1 protein-coding gene is annotated in these 2,390 nt (G+C 41.7%); it reads left to right on the forward strand.

The features are described from left to right. A partial coding sequence (locus WDB87_RS04070; RefSeq protein ID WP_337849137.1) for a beta strand repeat-containing protein occupies positions 1 to 2,390 on the forward strand: 2,390 nt, incomplete at both ends.

Consider the following 2,390-nt stretch of genomic DNA (forward strand, 5'->3'; position numbering starts at 1 on the left):
CACCGCAGCAATTACAACCAGTATTGATAAAACAGCCGACGGCGTTATAAATGGCAACGGTGAAAGTGCTGCAATCCTTGTGCGCGGTACAGTAACCGATGTAGAAGACGGCCAAACAGTGACGGTCATTATCAGCGATGGCACAAACCAAGTTGAAACAACGGCCCTTGTACAAAATGGCGAGTACGTCACAGATCCCATTGATGCAAGTGCTTTAAATGATGGCACACTTACTGCCACAGCTAGCGTGTCAGATATAGCAGGTAACCCCGTAACAACTTCAGATACAGTTGATTTAGATAACATAGCCTCTATCGACGTGTCATTAATTGATTCAGATCAAGTAATAAATAATTTAGAGCAAAATAGCGTTGTAATAGCAGGTAGCACAACTGATGTAGAACAGGGGCAGGACGTTACACTAACGCTTACCGACAGCAATAATGTGTCTAAAGTGATAACAGTAGCCGTTGGCGATGATGGTGCATGGGAAGTCACTACCGACCAAATTGCTGATTTAGCCGAAGGTCAAATTAACGCTGTTGTAGCCGTTACTGATTCAGCTGGGAACCCTGCAAATTCAGAGCTTACTTTTACAAAAGATACACTAAGCAGCGTAACTTTAAATATTGCACAAACAGACGATGGCGTAATTAATGGCAGTACCGAAAACTCGCAAATAACCATTACAGGTGATGTAGAGAATATTGAAAACGGTCAAGCTATTAGCGTACTCGTGTCGGATGGGGTTAACCCGGATATTGAGCTCAATGGCACAGTAGTTGATGGTCAGTATAGTTTTGAAAATGTAGATATATCGAGCTTGAATAACGGCACAATTACAGCTACGGCCACTGTTTTAGACTTAGCGGGCAATACTGCGACAGCAAACGATAGTGTTATTCTAGATCAGCTCGCAAGTGTAACTGTAAATATCGACGACACTGATGATGGCGTTATTAATGGCAATTCAGAAAATACAGTCGTTAGCATCACAGGTGATGTATCTAACATTGAAAATGGTCAAATTGTTTCAGTAGTTGTGAGCGATGGCACAAATACTGAAACATTTACTGCTGAAGTAATTAACGGCGCTTACACTATCACAAATGCTGATGTGTCATCGCTAAATGATGGAACATTAACAGCAACAGCTACAGTAACCGATGTTGCGGGTAATACAGCTACAAGTAGCGATGTTGCTGAGCACGATAAGTTAGCCAGCACCACAATAGTGGTCGCTGAAAACGATGGTGTAGTGAATGCAGCTGAGCAAAGCAATGTAATTATAAGCGGCACAGTAACCGACATAGAAGCCACACGAGAAGTAACCGTTACATTCTCCGACGGTAGTAATTTAGTTACAGCTACGGTTGATGTAGACAGCAGCGGTAACTGGGAAATAACCCCAAGTGATATAAGCACACTTACCGATGGCGAAATTACTGTAAGTGTTAGTGTTTTTGATAACGCAGGCAATGAAGCTGTAAATAGCACCACCTTTAATAAAGACACGCAAGCAAGTACGACATTAGAACTTGCCGATAACGTAATTAATGCTGCAGAAGACGAAGCTGTAGCACTTAACGGAAAAGTGGATGACGTAGAATCTACAAATAATGTAACGGTAACCTTTACCGATCAAAACGGTAAAACGACAGCAATTGAAAATATCACCCTAGATATTGATGGTAACTGGTCTGTAGCGGCTGCTGATATTAGTGAACTTGCCGATGGTGAAATCATCGCAAGCGTTAGTGTATTTGATAATGCAGGCAACGAAGCTGTTAATAGTGCGTCATTTACAAAAGACACTCAAGCAACAACTACATTAGAGCTTGCTGATACGCTCATTAACGCTGGCGAAGATGAAGCCGTTGCACTAAGTGGTAAAGTTGATGACGTAGAGTCTACAAATCAGCTGACTGTAACCTTTACTGATATTAATGGTACTTCGGCAACAATAAATAATATAACCCTAGATAGCGAAGGTAATTGGCAAGTTCCTGCTGGTGATATTAGCGAGCTTGCCGATGGTGAAATTACTGCAAGCGTTAGTATATTTGATAACGCAGGTAATGAAGCTGTAAACAGCGCAACCTTTGAAAAAGATACCCAAGCATCAATCAACGTTAATGTTGGCAACGATGCTTTTATTAATGCACAAGAACAAGCGAGCGCTAAAATAGCGGGAACTATTAGTGATGTTGAGCCTGGGCAAGACGTTGATGTTGTATTAAAAGACAGCAATGGTGAAGAGTTACTTTCAGCTACAGCCACTGTAGATGAGCAAGGTAACTGGGAGCTTAATAGCTCTATTCTACGTTTTTTATCAGATGGCGACTACACAGTAGATGTAAGCACACAAGATATAGCGGGTAACGTAGCAA

This window comes from Pseudoalteromonas sp. C12FD-1, assembly GCF_037414265.1.
Classification (GTDB): domain Bacteria; phylum Pseudomonadota; class Gammaproteobacteria; order Enterobacterales; family Alteromonadaceae; genus Pseudoalteromonas.